Consider the following 23504-nt stretch of genomic DNA (forward strand, 5'->3'; position numbering starts at 1 on the left):
TAGCGACCCCACAGTGCGAGGAGGCCCGGTACGCCCCCTTTTCAGTCTCGCTGAAAGGACCGCTCGGATGAGTACACGGATCACGCCCCCACGGACTTCATGGAATGCAGCCTGCATCGCAACCGCTGCAACCCTCCTCCTCGGCACCGCCACGACCTGGGGGCAGGGCTTCACCGGCGGCATCTCCTACAACCGCGCTCACTCGCCTTCACTCAGCGGCCCGTCCAGATCGCTGACCAACAGCTTCGCCATGATGTCCGGCCAATCGCCGGCCAACGGCCTGGACACTCGGCGCTTCGGGGCAGCCAATACCATCCAGAACGCAAACGCCATGAGCTCTTGGCAGCGAATGGGTGCCCGATCGCGGGCCAACACCGCCCTGTCGTCCCCCTTCGGCCAACAAGGCCGCGCATCATTGACCAGATTGGCCGTCACCGGAAGCAGCCTCGCAAGCCCCGCAGCCGCCCCGGGCCTCAACTATCGACCGGCGAACCCGGGCAACTTGCTCACCAGACTCACCCCGGGCGGCAGCCGGCGCGGCCCGTCCATCGGTGACGTCGTCCAGGGAAGCCGGAGCTTCGACGCGACGGTGATCAGTTGGCAGAACACCACCAACTACTACGCAGGCGGTTTCCTGCCCAGCTCCGCAACCAACATGAACATGCCCACTTCTGAAAACCAGGTTCAAACTGCAAAAACCACTACCCCCAGGACCACGAGCGGCCCCGCCCCAGATGGGAGCGAGACGCCCGTCGAGCCAACCCAGATCATCACACCCGGCGCCGGGCAATTCACGCCCATCGAGGCTGAACGCCAGCGATTGGAGGCTGACCGCCAACTCATCGAGGAGCGAAGGAGTAGCTACGAGGCCAGGGGCAAGGAGCGATTCAAGCAGGTCCGCTACCAGGAAGCCAGAGACCTGTTGATGCTCGCGGAAACGGTCGCCCAGAACGACCTCGAGCAACGCGCCCGAGTCAGGCTGCTCTTGTTCTATACCCATATCGCGACCGAGGAATACAACCAGGCAACCGCTGACCTCAGATGGCTTGCCACATTCGATCGCACCGCCCGCGAGTATCGCGGACTCAAAGCCCTGCAGGAGGCTGTTCGAGATCCGGCGGGATTGAGCAGCACCCTCTTCAGAGACCAACCAGAGTTCGCCACCATCAGCACCAAAGTGCGTCTTTCCCTCCCCTCAAAAGAGCCCGCCTATATCGCCATCAGGGCCATGATGGCCTGGGCGGAACGCGACGCTACCGGAGCCTTGGCGCTCAGTAAGGAGGCCGCGGCAGCGTTCCGCGCCAAGCAACAGGAAGAGGAGAGGAAGAAGTCCGAGAAAGCCCAAGCCCCCGCCCGCGCGACAGACGAGAGCGCCCGACTCTACGAGGAAATGAACGAGTGGCCCATCCATTTCACGGCGATGATGTCCAAGGCCGCTGCAGCGGTCGCAGCGACCCCGTCAGCTCGCCCATGATGGCGTAAGAAAACCACCGGCCGGCCCTGAACAGCCGGCCCGCCCGGGGCCATAACCAGGTCCCCTAGACCGCGCCGTAAGGAAGACGCCAACGACCAAACCGGGCGAATCTCCAGGAGGCCCGTCGGGTATTGACTTGCCGGCCCCATGAACCGATAGTGCCATCCATGAGCGACGCATCAGCGATACGCAGGCTGACCTGGCGGCCATACCCGTTTATCTGGCGGTCGCTCCTCCTCCACTCAGTGGTCTTCGCCCTGTGTTTGTTCCTGTCCTTCATGGCCGCCTACGGACCCTACCCCCCCGAGCGAAACAGCGTTTTCGACTTTGGATCAGGCTACTACTACTACCATCCTGCCGCAGACAAGGGAACCGGAACCGGTCAGGAACTCGTCTACTGGTTCTCGCGCGAGTTCCTGACATTCCTCCCCGTCGCCCTTGTCATTAAAATAGCGGTTTTTGGTTTTCTTGGGATTTATAGGGAGTCATGGCGGTACGTCGGCCTGAGCGACGTATTCAGAATCACCACCGCCTCCTACATCAGCGCTTTCCTCTGCGTGGCAATGGCCTATCTCGGCACCTACGTGCTCATCCCCGCCGGTGTACTGTCCGAGCCCCCCGCCAAGTGGGTCCCCGACCGGGTCCTGCTGCTGGACTGGTTCTTCACTATGGTCCTGGTGGCCTCGGCCCGCATCAGCTACCGACTCTACTACGAGAAAGTCTACGATCCCACCGATGCGTCGGGAACGCGCCTGCTCATCGTCGGAGCCGGCGACGTGGGGGACTCCATCCTCCGCGAAGTCGTCCGCGACACCACCGCCCGCTACCACGTCATCGGACTCCTCGACGACAATCCCCGCAAACACGGAACACGAATTCGCGGCGTCGATGTGCTCGGGCCACCGGAAGCACTCCCGACCATCGCCGAGAAACAAGAGGTCCAGGAAGTCCTCTTCGCCATGCCCGACGCGCCTCAAAAACGTATCCGGGAACTCGTGAATCGCTGCACCAGGCAGGGCCTGAATCTCCGCTTCCGCACCGTGCCCGCGGTCAGCGATCTGATCGCAGGACGAGTCGAGATCAGTCAGATCAAGCCCGTCGATATCGAGGACCTGCTCGGCCGAGACCCCATCACCCTGGATAGCGATGCCATCGGCGACTACCTCCGGGACAAGGTCGTGCTGGTCACCGGCGCCGGCGGATCCATCGGCTCCGAAATGTGCCGCCAGATCTGCCGGTTCAAGCCCCGGCGATTGCTGCTCCTCGAACGCATGGAAAACGCACTCTTCGAGATCAATCGCCAGTTGGCCCGCAGCTTCCCGGACATCGACCGGGTGCCTTGCGTGGCCGACATCGGCGACTTCGATCGGATCCGGCAGATCCTGCGAACCGAGCGCCCCACCGCCATCTTCCACGCCGCCGCCCACAAGCACGTGCCTATGATGGAGTGGAATCCCGGAGAGGCCATCAAGAACAACATCGTCGGCACGCGAGTGCTGGCCGATGCCGCCAACGAGCACGGGATCGCCAAGTTCGTGATGATCTCCACCGACAAGGCCGTCAACCCCACCAGCGTGATGGGCTGCACCAAACGAGTGGCGGAGATGTACGTCCAGCAACTGTCCGCGGCAACCGGCGGCAAGACCGAATTCGTCACCGTCCGGTTCGGAAACGTCCTCGGCAGCAGCGGAAGCGTGGTCCCCATCTTCAAGGAACAGATCGCACGCGGCGGCCCAGTGACCATCACCCATCGCGACATGGTCCGCTACTTCATGACCATCCCCGAGGCCTCTCAACTCGTGCTCCAGGCCGGAGCCATGGGCAAGGGCGGTGAGATCTTCCTCCTGGATATGGGCGAACCGGTCCGTATCCTCCAATTGGCCGAGACCCTCATCACCCTGTGTGGCCTTCGCCCCAAGGACGACATCGAAATCGTTGAGACCGGTATGCGCCCAGGAGAAAAGCTCTTCGAAGAACTGTCTATCACCGGAGAAGACGTCAGCCGTACCGCCCACCCCAAAATCGGCATCATCAAGAAGCGACCCGAAGACTTCAACCGCGTCTGCCAGCGCATCCAGCTCCTGGTCAGCATCGCTGATACGGCCACATCCGAAGAGATCCGGCGCGAACTCCAGGCAACCGTCCCGGAATACACCCCTTCCGTCCCCGCCCCGGCACCCAGGCCCGCCGCCGCCCCGGACCGAACCCACCTCTCCCTGGCCGGCAACTCACCCAACCCCGAGCCCAACCGCGCATCCCCATCCCCCAGATAGTCGACCGCCGCAGCCGGGAAACCATCGCCGGACCTGAACCCAGGCCCACTCGCCCCCCTCACCCCCTGGACTGCTTCGCCAAGCCAAGAGACCTCCTCACCCAAAGGGCCAGCCCAGCTTTGACCTCCACCCGAAGTCAAGTATAATCGATTATCCCAAGGCGGCCCTTCGTTCCACCGCCGAGGGGTCCGTTCCACCTTGATGACACTGCCTGCGAGCCCGAACATGAAACCGCGACGGCCGCAAAACGTATAAGTAAGGGCAGCAATTCCGGTCGTGCGCTGCCTCGAATCGACGACAATGCGAATCGGCTAGGAAGCTTACCGAGGGCACGGACGTGGCAACTCTGATGGTACTGCAGGGTCCCGACAAAGGGCGAACCTACCGCACCCTCAACGAAATCGCCGTCCTCGGCCGCGAGAGCGACCAGATCCCCCTCACCGATCGAACCGTGTCTCGCCGCCATGCCGAACTGCACCCGGAGAACGGCGACTGGGTCCTCCACGACTGCAATAGCGTGAACGGCTCCTACGTCAACGGCGTCAGGATCCGAAAGCCGGTCAAGCTGAAACACGGCGATCAGATCAAAATCGGGGCCACGCTGCTGGTCTACGCGGGCGACCAGTCCCGAACCGAACTGAGCCCCGCCCACAGCCCCCGGGACCTGGTCGACCTGGACGTCAGCAGCGCCAACATGGACTCGGCCATCCTCTCCTCGGTATCCAGCGAGGAATCGGTCATCATCGCCGGCCCGGAACTGGCCGAGGCGGCCAAAGCCTGGCGCGTGATGTCCGAGCTGAGTTCGGCCATCGGGGCCATCATCGACCCCGACCAGCTCCTCGAACGGGTGATGGACGTCATTCGCGAGGAGCTGCCGGTCGACCACGGTTTCATCCTCATGTACGACAAGGAGAGCGGCGATCTGATCCCCCGCGTGGTGCGATCCCGGCGCAGCATCCAGGCAAGTAAACAGAAGATCACCACCTCCAAGAAGATCATCCAACATGTCATTGACACACGGGAAGCAGTGCTGTGCACGAACGCGATGACCGATGCCCGGTTCGCCCAGGACGCCGCCCAGGACAGCATCCACAGCTTCGGCCTGCGTTCCGTAATCTGCTCGCCAATCATGGTTCGCAGCCAGCTCATGGGTGTGATCCACATCGACTCCGCGGCCGGAGCCCACACCTACACCCGCGAGCAGCTGCGGCTCATGGGCGCCATCGGCCAGATGACCGGCCTGGCAGTCCAGAACGCCGAACTGGTCCATCAGCAGATGCAGACCGCCCGGCTGGCGGCTACCGGCGAAACCGTCGCCTACCTTTCGCACAGCATCAAGAACGTACTCCAAGCCCTCCAAGGCGGCGCCGAAATCGTGGAGATGGGCCTCAAGAAACAGACCCTCGGCACCATCGCCCAAGGGTGGGCTATCGTCCAACGAAACCTGGCCAGCATCATGCAGATGACCCTCAACATGCTCAACTTCAGTAAGACCCGCGAGCCCAACCTCCGGCCGTGCAACCTCAACCACATCGTCGCCGACGTGGTCATCGGCCTGCAGCGCAAGGCCGACGAGCAACAGGTCATGCTCCTCACCGACCTCGAGGAACCATTCCCCCCGATCCCCCTCGATGCCGACGGCATCGAGCAGGCGGCAATGAACCTGATCTCCAATGCCATCGAGGCCGTGGCCGCCAAGACCGGCGTCGTCAACGTGTCAACCCGTTTCAACGCCAAGGAGGCCATCGCCGACCTGATCGTCTCGGACAACGGCCCGGGAATCGAGCCCACCAAGATCGAAAACCTCTTCGAGCCGTTCAAGTCAACCAAGGGACAGGGGGGGACCGGCCTCGGGTTGCCGGTCGCTCGCAAGATCGTCCGTGAGCATCACGGACGCATCGTCGTGGAGAGCACCTCCGGCAAAGGCACTGTCTTCCGCGTCCGGCTGCCCGTCCAGCAAATGCCTCAGGCAAGCGGCGAAACGTACTCGAACGTCGACTAGCACGGCGCGCAAGCGATCCTTCACCCCATCCAACCTCGATCGCCCCGCTGGGCCCCAATTCAGCACCGGTGCTGAAGAGGGAAATCACACGAGGAACCAAGGCGGCGCATGCGGGCGGACAGGGCTCGCCTTCCGCCAAACCGCTCTTCGCGTACAGTACGCCGGGCCTGCTCGCTGCCCTCGCACGATGAGGTGAGGAAGGGAAGCAGCAGCCGACAAACGGAGATTGCAGTTCCGTTTGCCCGTCCGTCAGGGGGAAGATGGCCGGACCAGGCTCCGGCTCCGCGACGCCGTCGGCCGATCACGACCCGCCACGTTCGCGGACGGCGACCGCACTTTCACCAGCACAATCTCCAGGTCCCGCAGCGACAAGCTTGACGACGCTAACGGGGACGGCCACAAACGGCTCATCATCAGAGCCTGCGTCTCCAGCTCGGGAATCCCCACCGAACCCGATTGGGGCGCTTGATCTCTGCCGCCCGGCCGCTCTCACCTCGCGGCCACTACCGGTGGTCAGCCGAGATGCGGCGGGTCATCTCCACGTCCAGCCGGATCTGCTCGCACAGGGCTTCCTTCGACTTGAAGGACTCCTGGCCACGCAACCAGTCCAGAAACTCGATCCGCAAAGCCCGACCGTAAAGGTCACCTTGGAAATCCAGCAGGTGTGCTTCGATCAGAAGCTGCTGGCCATCGAATGTGGGACAATAGCCGATGCTGATCGCGGCCGGCACCGAGGAAGAGAACGGCGCGCCGCCGGGACCACACCCCCCGCTGGCCGCGACCCAATCGACTTGACACGCGCGGCCAGCGTACACCCCCTCGGCGGGAACAAGCAGGCCGGCAGTCTGAAGATTCACGGTTGGAAAACCCAGGCTCCGCCCACGCTGGGCACCATGCCCGACGGTGCCGAAAAGAGCATACGGCCGGCCAAGACACAAGGTGGCCTGATCCACGGTCCCGCTGCGCAGAAGCTGCCGAACCAGCGAACTCGAGATCACCGCGTCAGGATGGCCACCCAGTGCAATCCGCACCGGCTGGACGATCTCGACCTCAAAGCCGTGACGCCGACCAGCAGCCATCAGGGTATGAACGTCCCCTTGCCGCTTGCAGCCGAAACCAAAGGACGCCCCCTCCACCATCGCCACCGGAGAAAAACGGCCTAGAACTACCTCTTGGATGAACTCGTCCGCAGACATGGCGAAGAAGTCCGCCTTGCTCTCAACGGCCACGACCGCGTCCGCCCCCGCCAACTCCAGCCACCGCAGCCTCTCCGAAAAGGGGGAAAGCAGCGGCGGCGAAACACTCGGGCTCAAAATGGCCGCCGGGTGCGGGTCAAACGTCATGACCACCAGGCGGGTACCCGCCCGCTCGGCGCGCCGGCGTCCCGCGGCCAGAATCGCCTGGTGGCCGCGATGCACACCGTCGAAGTTCCCGATGGTCAGTACAACATCGGAAAGGCGAAGGGATTCCCAGGTTCGAATGACTTCCATGCGGCCAAAGGTGATGAAGCGACGGCGTATTGTCAAGCAAGAACACCACGGCTGGCAATGCCCCGGCCTTCGCCCCGCAACGGTAAACCGGTCATCTGCCTGCCGCGGGCCGACTCGCTGCCGCCTTCAACAGCGCCAACCGCACCGCCTCGCCGGCCGCAGGATCGGTGAGCATCGCCTTGCGATCGAACTCCAATCGGGTCAGGAAACTCGGAAATGGTCGAGGAACCTCGGGCCGAGAGCAGTGGTCACGAGCAAACCGGCCGTATACCTCGCCCCAAGGCTTCAGCTCAAGCTGCTCGGTCCACAAGCCGCTCCATCGGGTCAGGTCAGAACTGGTCGGGGTGTCGGCGAAAGCCCAGTGGAGCCAGCCGCAGAGTCGCCCCCGGGTCACTTCAAGCAGCTTCCTGCCCCACGCTACCTGATCCTCGAGGGTCCGTGCGGGCATGACCTCCTTACCGTTCACCGTGATCGCACCACCACCATACCAGCCGAACTCACCCAGCATCAACGGCTTGCCAACCGTGAACTCGTGCAGAACCGCCTCAAGATAGGAGGCATTGACGGCCAGACCTTCAGGAGCTGCGCCCGGATGGGGTGCTGCCAGCGGGTAGAAGTGCACGGTCATGAAATCCAGATGGCGAGCGTTGGCCTTCGGCTCGAAACCGGCGTAGTGCCAGACCGTGGGCAGATAGACGACCGCCGCCCATTGAATGTGTCCGATCGTGATCAGGTGATGAGAATCGGCAGATCGGATCGCAGCGGTCAGCCGGCGAGTCCACTCGTCACCAATCGACTCACGAAAACGCTGATAGTCGAACAGCCGGGCATCACAAAGAGCAGGCTCTCGCGGAGGAATCTCGACGCCGCCCAAACCGCCCAACACCTCCGCCTCTCGACCCCACTTCGCGGCCAGACGCGCGACCGACCCATACTCCGCCTTCAGCCACACGTTCCACTTGACCATCATCGCCGAGGTCTCCCAGGCCACCGCCGGCTCGTTGAGCAAATCCCACGCCAGAATAGCCGGCTCATCCTTGAAGCGATGAGCGAATTCCTTCCACCAAGATTCATCCGCGGCCAGGATCCGATCATCCGCAAAGACGTCACCGCCCTGCCGCCACGAAGGCGTACCCTCCCAATGGTCCGGCCCAGAGGGAATGACGTACATCCCCAGATCTCGACAAAGCGCAAGCAGCCGACCGAACTTGCGCTCCCCCTCAGGATGGACCTTGCCAGGCTCGCGATGAAACGACTCAAACGTCAGAAACACGCGAATGACATTGAAACCCTGCTTGTGCAGCATCTCCAATTGGTGACGAGTCTCCGTCTCATCGAACCGCTGCCAGAGCTTCGGCGCCCAGCCAACGTCCGGACTGAAGTAGTTGACGCCAACAACAACGATCGGCCGCCCCGTCCCTCCCTCCCGGAAGGAAGTCGTCCGCTCGCGATCGACCTCCACGAACGGCTGCTCAACTGCCAGAGCGACCGAGCCGAGACAAACCCCTAAAGCCGCGGCCGAGAGACGATTTCCGAACACGGCATGATCTCCAAGAAGAGAAATGCTTCATGACCGGAAGATGATGACTGTCAAACGCGACGAAGCTGGAACCTGAGCTCACCCAGCGCAAGGAAACGGCCCCTCCAGACGGAGAGGCCGTCTCCGATGTCGATGTGGTCACATCCAACCTGTCACAGGACGGACGACGACTACTCCTGCTGTTTCTTCCGAACGATGAGCAGAATGACGATCAGCACGGCCAGGCCGATGATCAAGCCTACCTGCCATCCGGCAAAGCCGAAGAGGGCTGCCAGTGCTGACGAACCGAACATCTGAGTCATGTTGAACTCCTCCCTCTGTGCTGGGTATCTTCCGTTGTCGCCAGCCGCCCTGGGCCTGCGGCGGATCCACGCCGTGGCCACCCTGCGGGACCGCACCGCCGTGGGCTGGCCTTTACATAACGTTAACCATTAAGCACCCGCTGCCCGACTGTCAAGAGGAAAGTGGGGATTTGTCGACCGACCACCCGAGCAAGTCACGGCCCGCCATCATCCCTCGAACGCGGAACGGGCGAAAGAAAATCGAGGATCACGCTGTCTGCCATGAGGCGGCCTTCATCGGTCAGGCGAATCCGACCCCGCTCGACGATCAGCCGTCCAGACCCGGCGTGCCGGGCAACCGCCTCTGCGAACAGCCGTTCAGCATCGAAGCCGGTCAATGCTCGAAACTCGTCGCAGCCGATACCCTCGACCAGCCGAAGCATCAACATGGCGGTCTCGCCCGCTCGTTCAGCCGGCGAAAGCCGCTCCTCATCCACGGCGATCGGCTCAGCAGCCGCCATACGACGAAGGTACTCGGCAGCATCCGGCAGGTTCCGCCAACGCCGCCCATCGAGGTAGCTCGCGGCCGCAGGCCCGACTCCCAAGACCGGTAGATTGTGCCAATAACGGAGATTGTGCCAGCATCGGCACCCCGGCCGGGCAAAGTTGCTGATTTCGTAGTGCTCGAAACCCGCAGCACCCAGTTCGGCAACGCCGGCCGTGTACAACTCGGCCTCCATCTCTTCCGCCACCCGAAGCAGCCGCCCCTGCACCAATCGATCATGGAGCGGCGTGCCCGGCTCAAAGGTCAGGCCATAACAGGCAAGGTGGTCGGGACCCAGACGAATCGCCCGCTGAAGCGACTCCCGCCACGTGGCAGGCGTCTGACCGGGAATGCCGAAAATCAGGTCCAGATTGAAGTGCTCAAAACCCGCTCGATGAACCACCTCAGCGCCGGCGGCAATGTCCGCCGGAGAGTGAACACGATCGAGGACGGCCAGTTCCGCCTCGTTGAACGATTGGGCACCCATCGAGACGCGGTTGACGCCGTTTGCCCGAAGAACGCTCGCTCGGTCACGGCCCAGACTGCCCGGGTTTGCCTCCACCGTGAATTCCGTTACCCCGTGGTCAACCGCAATCCGCCCCAGACGGGCCAACAGCCGTTCGAGTGCCGGGACCGGCAGGAACGTCGGCGTGCCCCCACCCACGAAGATCGTCTCAACACGCAGATCGGACCGGGCGGTGAATGCTCGATCAAGCTCCGCGAGCAGCGCCCAGATCAACCGCTCGCATTCGTCTCCAGCCGGAACTGTCGAGTAGAAGTCACAGTACCCGCACTTGCGAGGACAGAAGGGAACGTGCACGTAGAGGCCGATGTCAGGCATGAATGAGCGGTCAACAGCCGGCGACCGGCATTCAGTATCCGGTGATTCCTTGCGGACCAACATGCCACACGGGCATCGGGACGCAGAATCAAGACTATTGTAGCGGCCCGCTGGCAACCACACACCCGCGCGTCTCACCGTAGGTGGTTCGCCACAACCGGCGACGGCTCAACGGCCCGGTTCACGCCACGGGAACCAGCGCGTGCTCGGCATTGTACACGGCCACAGTGAACTTGCCTCCGGATTTGGCCTCATAAAGAGCCCGGTCCGCCATGTGGAGCAGCGCCTCGGCAGTATCGGGCCGGTGGAGCAACAACTCGGCAACACCACCACTGATGGTCGGCTTGGGCTGCACAGGCAACAATCCGGCCCGCTGGGCAAAAAGCCGAATGACCCGGTCGGCCACGGCCTTCGCATTCCGTGCCGACACGCACGGCAGAACGAGCAGGAACTCGTCACCGCCCAGCCGAATCGCCAGGTCTTCCTCGCGAACACACTGGCTCAACAGTTCACCCATGAATCGCAGCAACTCGTCACCCGCGCCGTGACCCAGCGTATCGTTGAGGGTCTTGAAGTTGTCGACATCGAACATGACGACGGCCATTTCCGCCCCGGCCTTGCGCTGCTTGGCCAGGAGCGGGCCAATTCGATCCTCGAGCAAACGACGATTCCCAAGCCGGGTCAGCGGATCGGTCCATGCCTTACGCTGAACCTGGGAGAGTTCCTTGGCGATCCGGGCGGTCTGGTAATCCACCCGCCGCGATAGATTCACTTTGAGCTCGGTCGTGCGGCCACGCCATTCCTCGACATCCATGTTCAGGTCAACGAGCAACCTGGCTACTTCACCAATCTCGTCCCTCCGATCCGTGGGCAGGTCCACACGACTGTGATCCAGGCGAGCCTGGCGGGCTCGCTCCGTCAGCCGGGCGAGGGGAGCTAGCACCCGGCCCCTCAACCAGCGCACACCCAAGGCAGCGGAGCACAAGCCCACGAGCGCAAGCCCCAGACAACCGACAACAAGCTGACGGAAGATCCCGGACGTTCTGTCCGGAAGCTGAGCGGCATAGAGGAGCGTGCCCACCGGGTGCTCTGACCCGGGGAGGGTCAGAGGCACGGCCACCAGACTCCCTGGCGGCCGGGGGTGGGTCGGATCGGCAGGCACGCTCCAGGCTTGGGGCTGAACCGACGGCCTGCTGGCCAGCGGTCGAGCCAAGTACCGAGCCAGTATCGAATCATCCCCGCGACTGGCGACGGGGTCCTGACGAGCATCAAGAACGGCGATCAGGAGAGTCGTGGGATGCCATCGCACTCGGTCGATGAACGCTCCCACTTCTAGGTGCTGGCTAGCATCGACCCATTCGACCACTTGCGCGGCGTAGGTCTCCGCGATCGCAGAGACCCTCCTCTGCTCAGCACGGTCTTGGCCTCGATGGAGCTGAAGAACGAGAAGCACCGCTGCACCGCACAACGCGCCCGCCACGGTAACCCCCGTCGACACCGTCATTGCAGCGCGAACCGTCATCGAGCCATGCCGTCCCATTTCAGCATCCCTCGGGCAGCCGCCGGAGTACGTCCCCGATCGAGCATATGATTGAGAATCGGTCGCCGCCAAAGGAAAAAGAAATGAACCCGCCAGAACACTCGACTCCGCCGAGGTTTTCGGACGTGAGCGCCGCAGCGCCGCCAACCGAGCACCGGCCCCGCCTGGCGAGCCCGATAAGCGGCGAACCAGTCGATGAATCGTCGAGCGCGGGCAAAGAATCGATGACGCAAGATCCCGGCCCATCAGGAGCAGAAGCGATTCCACGAACGGGTCCAGCCTGGCATCGCTGCCGCGAATGCACATCAGCGGAGGTAACGACACGCCAAGCCGGGTATGATCCAATTCGTCAGAACGAAAGCAACCACAGAACACCGACGTCAGCCCCCTTCACCACCGCGACGAGATCGGCGATCTGGGCTGGGATTTCGACTTCATGGCTGAGCGGATCGAGTCGCTGGCATCCGCTCAGCGGCGGCGGCTGCGCGACATGTCCCACGAGTTGCGTTCGCCCCTGGCGCGGCTCAACGTTGCCCTGGCCCTGGCCGCCCGGCGGGCTGGTCCGGGGACGGAGAGCGCGCTGGGCCGCATTGAGGGCGATGTTCAGCGACTGAACGACCTGATCGGCGAGCTGCTGACTCTGGCCCGGCTCGAGGGCGGGGATACCACGGTCCTGAAGGAGACCATCGAGCTGTCCTCGCTGCTGGGCGAGATCGTGGACGGCGCGGACTTCGAGGCTCGCAGCCGGGGCCGGTCTGTGACCTTGGCCCCATGCGAGCGATGCATCGCCACCGGCAGGACCACCCTCCTTCGCAGCGCGATCGAGAACGTGATCAGAAACGCCATCCGATACACGGCGGACGGCACTCCGGTTGAAGTGACCTTGACCGGCGAGGCCACACCCGAAGGGCTGCGGGCCGTCATTGGCGTCCGGGACCGCGGGCCGGGCGTGCCGGAGGGCTCGCTACAGGACATCTTTCGCGCTTTCCATCGCGTGGGCGACGACCGCGATCGGCAGACCGGCGGGGTCGGATTGGGACTGGCCATCGCCCGCGAGGCGGTGCGAGTTCACGGCGGAACGACGGCGGCCTTCAACGAGCCGACCGGTGGGTTGCGAATCGAGATCCGTATTCCGGTTGAGCCCATCCACCCGTAGCCGCACCTCGAGGGCCGGGGCTCGGCCGGCCGCGGGGCGGGACGGATCCCAGGATGCTACTTGGGCAGCTCGTACAGCCCCTGACCAGCATAGCGAAGCTTTCCCTGGTGAACGAGTTCCTCCCAGACCGCCTTGGGATACTGGCTGGGCGGCTGGATTCCCTGGATAGTCGATTTGCCTCCGGTGCTCATCGCTCGGTGACCGAGGCGGGACTCGTCATCGAGTCGCGCGAGCTTGAGGCGTTTCTTGAACGCCTGGAAAGCGCGCTTCAGTTCTTCCGGCGGAATGCTCGGGGGGCTTGGTTGAGCTGGGTTCTGAGGCTGGTCCGCGGCCATGGGGAGTCCTCCTTCCAGGGTCAGGTCAACCACCATCATGCGAACGTCCAGTGAGGTGTCAAGCCATCCGGATGGCGGCCGGAACTGCCTTTCCGACGGACGGCAACGATCAAGGACTCCCCATGCTTGCACCTCCATGTCGTGCGAGACTGAACCGGATGGACGTTGCCGCGAGTCTGGTTTCCTTTGGCCGTACCTGTTGGCCTGGCCGCCGAAACGAGCCGAGCATCCCGAGCGCGTCCCCGAGGAGCCGCTCACCCGCGACGGGAGCGGTGTCCTCTGTTCCAGACCCCATGGGCATCCCCTGCATGAGGATCAGTAGTTGAAGCCATTCAGGCGTGTGTGCAAGTGCGGCTTGCTGTTGTTGTGGATCGCACCGCCGATCACCTCTCCGATGAACACCGTATGGTCTCCGGTCTCGATTTTGCCGGTCACCTTGCAGCCGAGGTGGGCGATGCAGTCCTGCACGATCACGCCGGTGGTCTCGTTTCTGACCGCCAGTCCTTCGAAAGCGGGCTCGGAAGCGCCAGCGCCCTTGCCGAAGTGCTTGTACATCTTGGCCGAATCCTCGCCAATGATGTTGAGTACGAAGTGGCCGGCGCGTTTGATCATGGCCTCGATCGGTCGTCCGTGTTTGACCGCGACGGTGATCGTTGGCGGATCGAATCCTGCCTGCTGGACCCAGGTCACGAGAATGCCGGTTGAGTGGCCGCCCTCGCGGGCAGTCAGAACGAAGCTGCCGCTGGCGATCAAGCCGAGAGGTTGGGCAATTTGCGTCTTGAAGGCATCGTCCATGCTGGCCTCTGCTCCTGCAGCTGAAAGCTCCCATCGCCCGAACGGCGGGCGTATCATGAATGATAGCGCGCCCTGGCCGGAAGAGAAGAAGAGCCCTGGCGCGGGCCGCTCACTGACCCAAGGATTTGACCCAAGCCACGCCGGCGGTGCGGTTGACCGGGTCGGCGTAGGGGACAATCTCGCCACCGAAGATCTCCGGCCGATGCTCCTTCATGACCGTTTCGGCCACGACCCAGCCCAGGGCGGCGCCGAACACCACGTCGGAGAATGAATGCTCGCGATCGTCGATTCGTTCGACGGCCACCAAGCCGGTGATACCGAACATGGGCACGCCGACGAGCGGGCCGTAGGCATCGTTGAGCACGGTGGCCAGGGCCATGGTGCTGGACACGTGGCCGCTGGGCCATGCCCACTCCTCGCCGTTAGGCGATTCGGTATTGGCCGCCAGTTTCAGCAGCACGGTGGAGACGCCGGTGATGGTCAGGGCGCTGACCGCGCGCTTGCCGACCTCGTAGGTCTTGATGTCCTGGAACTGCTGGCCCGCGAGGTACCAGGCGCCGGCCAGGGCGAAGTGGGTGATCGGGTTACCCATCGCTCCGAAGGTATCCGGCCATTCGCCCCGGAAGGTGTGATGACGTTCGTAGTGGTCGTCGATGTCGTCGTCCACCTCCGGTCGCAGGGCGCCGGATGCGCCGCCGGCTGCCAACAGGAAGATGAGGTTGCCCGGATCGCCGTAGACCTTCTTGGTGTCGTGCCAGAGGAGTTCGGGCAACTCCATGAGATCTCGCTTGATCGTCGAACCCAAGTGGGGCCGCGGTCCGCGTTCGACGGCCGTCCGGAGCGAGGTCGATTCGGAAGGCTGACTTGCAGCTGCGGAGACCGGCCGGCTGGGGTTCGAAGAGGTGGATGCGTCGGCGGCCGCAGCCAGGTGCACTGCCGAAATCTCGAAGGGCCCGGGGCGTTTCGGAGTTTCGTTGGCCGGGCCTGACGGACGTGACGGCAATCCGGCATGAGTATGCGCAGTGGCCAATCGGCGAGCGGCGACTTGGCGGGCGTGATCGGCCCAGGTTCTGTTGTCGGGCGTGCCGGGGGATGCGGCCGGAGAGGGCGTGCCAGCCATCAGGACAACGGTGAACGATGCCCATAGGGTGACTCGGAGGGTTGCGATCGTCATTTTGAGCCGTCCAGCATGCTTGTAAGGGTATCTTCGGGTTTCTTAGGTACGTGGTACTTCTCAACCAGCTTGCGGATCTTGGGCTGGTCGGGCTTGAGTTCGAGTGAATGGTGCCAATCGTTGACCGCCTGTTCGCGGAGGGTGGCGCTGTTGGCCTGCTGGAGGGCGAGGGCCATGCGAACGGCTCCGCGGCCGGCGTAGGCCTCGGCCATGCGGGGCTCGATCCCGATCGCCTTGTCGTAGTGCTGGAGGGCGACGTCATAGGCCCGGTCCACGAGGCAGCAGTAGGCGAGGCGTTCGTGGGCCATGGCATCGGCGGGGGCGATTTCGACCGCGCGCTCGAGGGCCTTGCGGGCGTTGGTGATTCGCCCCTGCTTCATCATGGTGACGGCCATATTGATCAGCACGAGAGGCTGGTTGGGATCGCGCTCCAGCGACTCGTTGTAGACATGGATTGCCTCGTAATACTTCTCCTGGCTATCGTAGACCGCCCCGAGGTTAAGGGCGGCGCCCGGCTGGCCGGGATCGAGAGCCATGGCTTGTTCATAGGCCTTGATTGCGTCGTTGAAGGCCCCGGCCTGGTGGTAGCAGACGCCGAGGTTGAACCGGGCCTTGTAGCTTTTCGGATCGAGTTCACAGGCGTGGAGATAAGCTCGGACGGCATCGGCGAAGCGGGCGAGCTTCTGGTAGATTCGGGCGAGCGAGAGGGAGTTATCGAGGTTCGAGGGATCGAGTCGGACCGCCTCGGCGAACGACTGGGCGGCGGCCTCGTAGTTGCCCTTCGCCTCCCACACGCTGCCCAGGCCGGCGTGTGCGTCGATGAGCTTGGGATTCAGTTCGATGGCGTTCTGGAACTCGGCCAGGGCGGCGTCGAGTTCTTGAGCGCTGAGGAGCTGCTGGCCGTGGTGAGCAGCCACGCCGGCTCGTATCTCGGCAAATGGCTCATAGCGGCGATCGGCGCAGGCGGGCACCACGGCGAGCAAGGCAATCACGACCGCGCGACCCGACGCGCCGATGTTCCTCTGGTCTCGGACCTCGCCCATGCTCATCGCTATCGGTACCTATGGGCCGAAATCTTGACTGCGAAACTGCGCGGTGATCATACCCGCCCATCGGCCGGTGGACAACCGGAATGCGGGATCCGGTCGATGGGCCGGGCGGGTCGTGGTCGTCGGGTCCTCCGGCCGGACCCGGTGTTGAAGGCGAGGGCCGCCTTGGCGTAGGCGAAGGCACCGTCCGGCCAGGGCGCGGGGCCTCTGTCCCCGACCGGCGGCCGCCGATGGTCGGTGATCGGCTCAATGCCGAACGAAGCCACGGTGCCGGCGCGGGAACCGCGTTTTCGAGCCTGCCAGGGGGTTTCTCGCCTTCACTTCCCAGGAGCGTGGAGCGCCAAACGAAGCCAACGAGTCCGTTCCCGGCGATTGGCTCCTGGTTTCTGACGGGAGCGGGTTGGTCGAGTGCCGGTCGGGGAGGGCATACTCCTTTCGGACCGGCTCTCTTGGGAAGAACACGCCGGCCGTCCCGGTGAAAGGCCCCGGATCGAGACGGCGGAGGCTGTCGTGAAGGGCCGCGATGGGGACGCACGGCGCCGACGTCAAGCTCGAGGACGGCGCGACCCTGCTTGGTCGTTGAATGCGGCGCGGGGGCGGGATAGAATGAAAAGAAGTCTATACCGGTGTTTGACACGTGCCGGCCTCGTCGGTTTTGACCGTTGGGTATCCGCGAGCGATGGTCATGGCCGACGGTCGGACGGGGTTTGTCCGGGAAGAGGCCTACCGATTACAGGAGGAGGGAAGATGCGCTTCGCGATGGTCGCCGCGATCAGTGTTGGCGTGTTGTTCGCGATTCCCACTGTGGGCGCGATCATTGACCACGATCACATCGACGCTGTCGGCTCGCTGCCGCAAACCACGATGGACGCCATCGGCCAGCAGAAGTGGCTTTTCAGCCATGCGTCGGTTGGCGGCAACATGATCTCGGGCATGAAGAACCTGCGGACCGCCGACCCGACCCGTTACCAACTCCAAGTCAGCTCGGTCGGATACAGCAGTTCGCTGCAGCAAGCCGACAATCCGCCATCGCCGACGGTAAATGGTCGGATCTATGATTGCAGTCGCGGCAATCCGGGCTGGCAATCGAAGTTGACCATTTTCGATCGCTCGGTGAGGAACGCGGGGTGGCGGGCTCCGGCCGTCGACGTGGTGATGGACAAGCTCTGCTACATTGACGAGGCGGCGAGCGCGACGACCTACGTCGACACCCTGGCAGCGATCGAGGCGGACTATCCGGACACGGTGGTGGTGTACATCACCATGCCGCTGACGACCGGGGAGGACTCGGCCAACGTCCTCCGCAACCGGTACAACACGGCGGTGCGGACCTACTGCGACGAGCACGGCAAGCTGCTTTACGATCTAGCCGACATGGAGGCTCACGATCCGTCGGGCAAGCCATCCACGTTCACATCCGGCGGCAAGACCTACCAGAAGCTTCATAGCGGTTATACCAGCGACGGCGGGCATTTGAACTCGGCCGGGGGGCAGCGGATCGCGATGGGCTGGTATGCAGTGGCCGCGGTGATTGCCGCTCCACCGGTACCGGGGGATTTCACCGGTGACGGGCGGGTCGACAAGGCCGATCTGGAGCGGTTCCTGGCATGCGTCTCGGGTCCAGCCATTCCCCACGATGGATCCGCCGACAGCCTGAAGGGTGATTTCGACGGCGACAGCGACGTCGACCAGGACGACTTTGGCCGCTTCCAGCGAAACCTGCACGAGTGAGGCATCGTGGAGCCGCCCCGCGCAGGGCAGAGGCGTACCCGTGGCGCGTGCTCCTTGGGTCCGGCCTGATGGCCGAGACCTGCATGTGGCGGTTGCCGGGCCCCTTGGGTGAGGGTGGTGTCGGTTCTACCTAGTGATATTCGCCAAGAAGCGGGCGTTGTCGGGGAACTTGGCCAGGCCCTCCAGCAGGAGGGGCATGGCCTTGAGGTTGGGCAGTGAGGCGATCTGGCGGCGGACGCGATAGATCTTCTCGACGGTTTCCTTGCCGAGGAGGAGTTCCTCCTTCCGGGTGCCGGACATATTCAGATCGATCGCCGGCCAGATCCGCTGGTTGGCCAGTTCGCGGGTGAGCATGATTTCCATGTTGCCGGTTCCCTTGAACTCGTTGAAGATGAGTTCGTCCATTCGGCTGCCGGTTTCGATGAGTGCGGTGGCCATGATAGTCATGGAGCCGCCGTTCTCGATGTTGCGGGCGGAGCCGAAGATGGCCTTGGGTTCGGCGAGGGCCCGGATATCGACGCCGCCGCTCATGGTTCGGCCGCTTGAGCGTACCGCCACGTTGAACGCCCGGCCGAGGCGGGTGAGGGAATCCAGGAGGATGAAGATGTGGCGGCCGGACTCGACCATCCGCTTGGCCTTCTCGATCATGAGCCGGGCAATGCGGATATGGCTGGTAGCGTCCTGGTCGTTGTTGGAGAAGACGACTTCGCCGCGGACGGTTCGGCGCATCTCGGTGACTTCCTCCGGTCGCTCGTCGACGAGGAGGACCATCATGTAAACGTCGGGGTGATTGGCGGCGATACCGGCGGCCATGTGCTGGAGCAGGACGGTCTTGCCGGTCCGCGGGGGAGCGGCGATGAGGCCGCGCTGGCCGCGGCCGATCGGCGTCATCAGGTCCACGACCCGCATGGACATTGGCCCGCCGGGGGTTTCGAACCGGATGGTTTCCTTGGGATCGACGGCGATGAGATCGTTGAACTGGGGGCGCTCGGCATGGTCTGCGGGGTCCTGGCCGTTGATGGTGCCGATGGTCTGGAGGGCGCAACGGTACTGAAAGCCGCCGTAGCGACCTTGGGTGTTACGGGTCATGCCCGTGATGCTCTCGCCGCCGCGGAGGGCGAAGCGGCGGGCAAGATCCGCGGGCACGAAGGCGTCCGTCGGATGCACAGCGTAGTTTCGCAGAGCGGAGCGCAGAAAGCCTCCGCCCTGTTCAGTGAGTTCCAGTGTACCTTCGGCTTGTGGTTCGGACATAATCGCTCGGTAAGCCCCGAATGCCATTCCAATGGAGGAAGGCTCCTGTGTATCCCAAGTTGGGATCCGCGTCAACAAGAGACCTTGGCGCGAAACCGCGTCCGACGAGGCGAAAGGACAGGGACGGACGGAACCTGGGCAGTGGGTGGTCCGGTAAATCGGCCAGCGGGAAGCGTCCTGGAGGTGGCGTCGGCTGACCGGCCGCGTCCGGCACCGCCCGGGAGCGGGAACGTCGCCGAGCTGCCTCCTTCGCTCGGCCAGTGGTCACCTGGTGATGGGGGCGCGGAACCCCAATAAATCAAGCCGGGCGCCGCGCCCGGCTTGATGCCGCGTAGACTCCACCGCCTACGAAAACAGTCTGTTGAATCGGGCTCGACTCTGCTCAGCGGCGGTGATGCGAGTGCCCGAAGCTGAAGCCGAAGGATCTACCGCCGCAGTGAACCGGGCCGCAGTACCGGGGCCCGGCGTAGCAGTGCCGGCCGCTGACGTAGCCGAATCCGAAGGAGATGCTCCGGACCGGCGGAGCGTACACCACCGGGGCTGGAGCGTAGACTACGGGCGCCGGGGCGATCACGGCCGGGGCTGGGGCATACACGACTGGAGCGGGGGCAACGACCACCGGAGACGGGGCGTAGACCACGGGAGCGGAATACGAGGTGTAGTAGGTGCTGATGACCTGAGCTTGGGTGCCCTCTGCGATCACCCCACCCACCACCGCCACAGCCGCCAATCCGGTAACGATCATCCTGTTCCTGTTTGCAGTCATGGCTTTCAACTCCTTACAAGCTCGAACCATCATAGCTCGGTCCATTCATGGCATTAGACAGTCATGATCGGGAAAAAGTTAGCAGAGGAGAAACAAATCCGCAAGAAAGCCTATAAAACATTTTCTGGTAAAGACTTACGGATGTTCTGGCGAACAATCCGGAGTAGTCGCATAAGTTCGTTGCGGTCCTTTTCGTCGAGGCCCTCGAGCATTTGCTGGATCGTTCCGAGTTTGACCTGCCGGTAGGCGTGATGGGCCTCGACACCTGCGGGACTGAGTTCCACATCGATCTTGCGTTTGTCGCCGGGGTTGATGCGGCAGGTGACCAGCGGCTTGTCGCCTTTGCTTTCCAGGGCGCGAATGATCCTGGACATCTGCGCCGGCAGGACGCCAATCTCGCGTTGGATCTCCCCGACGTTGAGCGATCGGCCGGCTTTGGCGAGGATGTCCAGGGCGAGGAATTCCGCCTCAGTGAGTTCGTGCTGGGTTTTCCCGCGGCGGCGATTCTGGGCGGTCCAACTCGCCTTCGAGATCTCGAAGATTTCGTTCGTAAACTCTTGTACTTGCTGAGCTTGCTGGTATTCTGGCATGGCTCATATCCTAGTCGGGTGGGCGCGGTCGGTATTCGACCGGCCTACGTCGGAACTCGCCCGAAGAATGGGTGCGGAGCGCCGAGCCCTATGTTCTGTCGACACTTATGCTAATGTGGGGTTTGGGTCTCGTCAATCACATTCTTCCAGAAGAACAACTATTGATTTCTTCAAACTATTCACAGAATGCCCTGCGGCGGAGGTGGGCACGATGGAGTGTCCCGCGAGTGCCGGTCGAATCGCCTTACAGAAGCTTTTAGTGTGTTTTGCCATACCGGGAGAATGCGTGCGATGGAGGGGGACCAGGTCGGTGCAAACCGGCTGCCGGGGTTGCAGCCCGGGTGGTGATGGCAGGAGAGCCCCCGAGCTCGGTGACCGCGGCGTTGGTGTCGACGTGGGCGGTTCTGCAGGGAGCGGTCGACGCGGGCCGGGGGCAACCGTCCGATGAACCGGCGGAAGGCGCACCGGAGCCTTGCGACTATAATCCTGGCCAGTTCGATGCTTTGTCTCTTCAACGCGAGGAGGTTGTCACTGGGCATGGGACCACGGATCGGGATCATCGGTGGATCGGGTTTGGGGCAGACGTTGGAGGCGGAGGTCGGGGGGCGGGAGGTTCAGGTGGACACGCCGTTCGGGCGGCCCAGTGGCCCGATCCTGGTCACCCGCTGGGCGGGTGTCGAGATCGCCTTTCTCTCTCGCCACGGTCCTGGCCATCTGCTCAATCCGTCGGCCGTTCCGTACCGGGCGAACGTTTTCGCCTTCAAGACGCTCGGCGTGACTCACATTCTGGCCAGCGGAGCCACAGGCAGCCTGCGTGAGGAGGTTGAGCCCAGACATCTGGTGATCTGCGACCAGGTGATCGACAAGACCTTCAAGCGGGCCGGTACTTTCTTCGACGATAATCTTGTGGCTCACGTCGAGTACGCTGAGCCGTTCTGTCCCAAGCTGCGGCGGTTGCTGATCGAGGCGGGCCGCGAGGTGGAGACGGTCGTGCATCCCAGAGGCACGTACGTGTGCATGGAAGGCCCGCAGTTCTCCACTCTGGCGGAGTCGCGAATGCACCGGGACTGGGGCGGTGATCTGATCGGGATGACCTGCCTGCCGGAGGCGAAGCTGGCCCGCGAGGCGGAGATCAGCTACGCCCTGATTGCCCTGCCGACCGACTATGATTGCTGGCGGCCGCACGAACCGGGCAAGAGCCGCCAGGCCCTCCTGGCCGAGATCATCGGCAACCTCAAGGCAGTGACCGATCACGGTATCGCCCTGCTTCGCGCGGCGGTCCCCATGCTGGCCCGGCAGCTCGACGAGAAGTGGCCTTACGACGATGCCCTGGCGATGGCCATCTGGTCGGACAAATCCAAGGTCAGCCCGGCCGTGGTTGAGCGGCTTCGGCCGCTGATTGGGCGGTATTTCTGATCGGCGCGGCAGGGGAGAGGTGGAGGGTGCGGAGAGGGACAGCGGCGAGGACCCAGAGCCATGACCAACAAGCGGAACGGATCATCGCTTCGTACAAGCCTTCTCGGCGTGGGCATGCTGGTCGCGGTGGTCGCGATCATGCTCTGGCTGGTTGGAGTGTTCAGACCGAAGATTGGCCAGGATGCCGCCCCCCCCGTTGGCGGGCGGTCGATCGACGGCATGGTCCTGGTTGACGTGGTTGGGGTGCGTGTCCCGGTGCACGAGACCGCGGTCGGCACGGTCAAGGCCGTGCACGAGGCCGCGGTGGCGTCGAAGCTCCTGGCCAAGGTCGTGGCCGTCCATGTCAAGGCCGGACAGGCGGTCACCAAGGACGAGGTGCTGGTCGAACTGGACAGTACGGACTTGAAAGCTCGCCGAGACCAGGCGAAGGCGGCCGTCGATTCGGCCCGGGCGAATCGGGACCAAGCCAAGGTCGAGTATGACCGCACCCAAAGCCTGAGCAGGCAGGGGGCAGCCGCGCCTCTTGAAGTGGACAAGGCCAGTAACACCTTCAAGGGAGCAGAGGCGGATCTGCAGCGGGCCGAGCAGGCACTCAGAGAGGCGGAGGCCATCGTCGGCTACGCGACGGTTCATTCGCCGCTGACCGGCGTGGTCGTCGACAAGAAGGTGGAGGTTGGCGATACCGTGCAGCCGGGGCAGGTGCTGGCCACGCTCTACGATCCGACGCGCATGCAGTTGGTTGCCCGGGTTCGCGAGTCGCTGGCCCAGCGGCTCGAGGTTGGCAGGACCATTCCGGTTCAGATTGATGCGTTGGATCTCGATTGCCACGGCCAGATCAGCGAGATTGTGCCGGAGGCGGAATCGGCCAGCCGGACGTTCTCGGTCAAAGTGACCGGTCCGTGCCCACCGGGCGTATACGCGGGGATGTTTGGGCGGCTGATCATCCCGCTGGATGAGGTGGAGATGCTGGTGGTTCCTCAGGCTGCGGTGCGACGGATCGGGCAGCTGGATGTGGTCGATGTGGTTGAGGGCGGCGTGCTGGTGCGGCGGTCCGTGCAACTGGGTCGGAGCTTCAAGCCGACGGGTGATGAGCCGGCGAAGGTCCAGGTTCTTTCGGGCCTCGAGGTTGGCGAGCGGGTTGCGGTCGCGGGCCATGGCTCCGCCGCCAGTCAAAGGGGGGATTGAGCATGCCTGGCCCCAGTGACCCGCCCCCTGCGGCTCATCCAGCCGTTCCGGCGCTGGCGACGCCCCACCAC

Annotated in this window: 18 protein-coding genes; 7 read left to right on the forward strand and 11 right to left on the reverse strand. The window is 63.7% G+C overall.

What is annotated here, in order from left to right; genetic code table 11:
• Window positions 1-67 precede the first annotated feature (67 nt).
• From KA354_10735 to KA354_10745, 3 genes are all read left to right on the forward strand, one after another.
• Complete coding sequence (locus KA354_10735; protein MBP7935111.1) at window positions 68-1474, forward strand: hypothetical protein; 1407 nt, start codon at window positions 68-70, stop codon at window positions 1472-1474.
• Between the two features lie 167 nt (window positions 1475-1641).
• Window positions 1642-3747, forward strand: a complete 2106-nt coding sequence (locus KA354_10740; GenBank protein ID MBP7935112.1) for a polysaccharide biosynthesis protein — start codon at window positions 1642-1644, stop codon at window positions 3745-3747.
• Between the two features lie 337 nt (window positions 3748-4084).
• On the forward strand, window positions 4085-5749 hold the full coding sequence (locus tag KA354_10745) for an FHA domain-containing protein (protein ID MBP7935113.1): 1665 nt from the start codon (window positions 4085-4087) through the stop codon (window positions 5747-5749).
• A gap of 503 nt (window positions 5750-6252) precedes the next feature.
• On the opposite strand, the gene KA354_10750 is transcribed toward KA354_10745, so the two are convergent.
• From KA354_10750 to KA354_10765, 4 genes are all read right to left on the reverse strand, one after another.
• Window positions 6253-7275 (reverse strand): bifunctional riboflavin kinase/FAD synthetase, encoded by a 1023-nt coding sequence (locus tag KA354_10750; protein MBP7935114.1) that lies wholly within the window; start codon window positions 7273-7275, stop codon window positions 6253-6255.
• 55 nt (window positions 7276-7330) lie between these two features.
• Window positions 7331-8779, reverse strand: a complete 1449-nt coding sequence (locus tag KA354_10755; protein MBP7935115.1) for a cellulase family glycosylhydrolase — start codon at window positions 8777-8779, stop codon at window positions 7331-7333.
• A gap of 496 nt (window positions 8780-9275) precedes the next feature.
• On the reverse strand, window positions 9276-10445 hold the full coding sequence (hemW, locus tag KA354_10760) for a radical SAM family heme chaperone HemW (protein MBP7935116.1): 1170 nt from the start codon (window positions 10443-10445) through the stop codon (window positions 9276-9278).
• Window positions 10446-10626: 181 nt separating this feature from the next.
• Complete coding sequence (locus tag KA354_10765) at window positions 10627-11949, reverse strand: diguanylate cyclase (GenBank protein MBP7935117.1); 1323 nt, start codon at window positions 11947-11949, stop codon at window positions 10627-10629.
• Between the two features lie 472 nt (window positions 11950-12421).
• On the opposite strand from KA354_10765, the gene KA354_10770 reads away from it, so the two are divergent.
• A complete protein-coding gene (locus KA354_10770; GenBank protein ID MBP7935118.1) occupies window positions 12422-13141 on the forward strand; it encodes a hypothetical protein in 720 nt (239 codons plus the stop codon).
• A gap of 56 nt (window positions 13142-13197) precedes the next feature.
• On the opposite strand, the gene KA354_10775 is transcribed toward KA354_10770, so the two are convergent.
• The 4 genes from KA354_10775 to KA354_10790 form a co-directional block, all read right to left on the reverse strand.
• Complete coding sequence (locus KA354_10775) at window positions 13198-13476, reverse strand: hypothetical protein (protein MBP7935119.1); 279 nt, start codon at window positions 13474-13476, stop codon at window positions 13198-13200.
• A 315-nt stretch (window positions 13477-13791) separates the two neighbouring features.
• Window positions 13792-14271, reverse strand: coding sequence for a flavin reductase (locus KA354_10780; protein MBP7935120.1), 480 nt, complete (start codon window positions 14269-14271; stop codon window positions 13792-13794).
• Window positions 14272-14380: 109 nt separating this feature from the next.
• Complete coding sequence (locus KA354_10785; protein MBP7935121.1) at window positions 14381-15049, reverse strand: phosphatase PAP2 family protein; 669 nt, start codon at window positions 15047-15049, stop codon at window positions 14381-14383.
• A 392-nt stretch (window positions 15050-15441) separates the two neighbouring features.
• On the reverse strand, window positions 15442-16494 hold the full coding sequence (locus KA354_10790) for a tetratricopeptide repeat protein (protein ID MBP7935122.1): 1053 nt from the start codon (window positions 16492-16494) through the stop codon (window positions 15442-15444).
• A gap of 747 nt (window positions 16495-17241) precedes the next feature.
• Here KA354_10790 and KA354_10795 point away from each other — a divergent pair.
• Window positions 17242-18225 (forward strand): SGNH/GDSL hydrolase family protein, encoded by a 984-nt coding sequence (locus tag KA354_10795; protein ID MBP7935123.1) that lies wholly within the window; start codon window positions 17242-17244, stop codon window positions 18223-18225.
• 126 nt (window positions 18226-18351) lie between these two features.
• Here the strand turns inward: KA354_10795 and rho are convergent, their stop codons facing one another.
• From rho to KA354_10810, 3 genes are all read right to left on the reverse strand, one after another.
• Window positions 18352-19476 carry a transcription termination factor Rho gene (rho, locus tag KA354_10800; protein ID MBP7935124.1) on the reverse strand — a complete coding sequence of 375 codons (1125 nt, stop codon included), beginning with the start codon at window positions 19474-19476 and terminating at the stop codon, window positions 18352-18354.
• Window positions 19477-19858: 382 nt separating this feature from the next.
• Window positions 19859-20242, reverse strand: a complete 384-nt coding sequence (locus KA354_10805) for a hypothetical protein (protein ID MBP7935125.1) — start codon at window positions 20240-20242, stop codon at window positions 19859-19861.
• Window positions 20243-20352: 110 nt separating this feature from the next.
• On the reverse strand, window positions 20353-20832 hold the full coding sequence (locus tag KA354_10810) for a MarR family transcriptional regulator (protein MBP7935126.1): 480 nt from the start codon (window positions 20830-20832) through the stop codon (window positions 20353-20355).
• 537 nt (window positions 20833-21369) lie between these two features.
• On the opposite strand from KA354_10810, the gene mtnP reads away from it, so the two are divergent.
• Both mtnP and KA354_10820 read left to right on the forward strand, forming a co-directional pair.
• Window positions 21370-22248, forward strand: a complete 879-nt coding sequence (mtnP, locus tag KA354_10815) for an S-methyl-5'-thioadenosine phosphorylase (protein ID MBP7935127.1) — start codon at window positions 21370-21372, stop codon at window positions 22246-22248.
• Window positions 22249-22308: 60 nt separating this feature from the next.
• The gene (locus tag KA354_10820) at window positions 22309-23433 is read left to right on the forward strand and encodes an efflux RND transporter periplasmic adaptor subunit (GenBank protein MBP7935128.1); all 1125 of its coding nucleotides are present in this window, start codon (window positions 22309-22311) and stop codon (window positions 23431-23433) included.
• The last annotated feature ends 71 nt before the right edge of the window (window positions 23434-23504 follow it).

The organism is Phycisphaerae bacterium, from assembly GCA_018003015.1.
Lineage (GTDB): Bacteria > Planctomycetota > Phycisphaerae > UBA1845 > PWPN01 > JAGNEZ01.